The sequence below is a fragment of the Amycolatopsis sp. SID8362 genome (assembly GCF_010550475.1).
Classification (GTDB): Bacteria; Actinomycetota; Actinomycetes; order Mycobacteriales; family Pseudonocardiaceae; genus Amycolatopsis; species Amycolatopsis eburnea.
Map to the genome: position 1 here is coordinate 1 of NZ_JAAGNB010001493.1, position 726 is coordinate 726.

A 726-nucleotide genomic window follows, 5' to 3' on the forward strand; every position below is an offset into this window, starting at 1 on the left:
GGCGCCGTCAGCTTCGCGGTCGCGACCATCGCCGGCAGCCCATGAGCGACATCCCTCCTGCGCAAGGGAAAACGCCAGACTGGCACACCGTGCGTGGTCGGTCCGTCACCGAAGCGTCACCGGTCCTTTTCCGCGGCCACGGCGGACGCGGACAGCAGCGTCGCGGCGGCGAGACCGCCCCAGAGCACGCCGGGGCCACGGGCGGCGAGCGTCGTGATGACCGCCGGGGAGACGGCGAGGCCGAAGCCCGTCGAGAGCTGGAAGCGGGCGAGGGCGCGGCCCAGGAGGTGGTCCGGCGCGAGGGCGGTGACGAGCGCGGTGGCGCTGCCCGCGTAGGCGATCTCGCCGAGCGTGCAGACCACGGACACCGCGGCGACGGCCGGCGCGCCCAGGGCGGTCGCCGCGAGGAAGCCGAGGTAGGACGCGGCCAGCACCACGCCGCCGAGCGCCAGCACCGTCCGGCGCGGGAAGCGGGACAGCCACACGGTGACCGGTACCTGCAGCGTGACCACCAGGACCGTGTTGGCCACGAAGACGGCCGCGGCCCACGCCGGGGACGCGTGCAGCTGGGTCACCAGGACCAGCGGGACCGCGATTTCGGGGACGTTGAGGCAGAAGGCGTAGACGACGTTGGCGGCCAGGAGCGCGCGCATCCGCGGTGCGGGCCCGCCGGTCGTGATCGGAGTGGCGGCCGGGTCCGCGCGGAGGCGGACCGACCACGCCAGC

Annotated in this window: 1 protein-coding gene; it reads right to left on the reverse strand. The window is 75.1% G+C overall.

The annotated features are described in order from the left end of the window. Positions 1 to 116 precede the first annotated feature (116 nt). Positions 117 to 726: MFS transporter (locus G3I65_RS45805; protein ID WP_160701654.1), on the reverse strand; the 610-nt coding region annotated here is incomplete at its 5' end.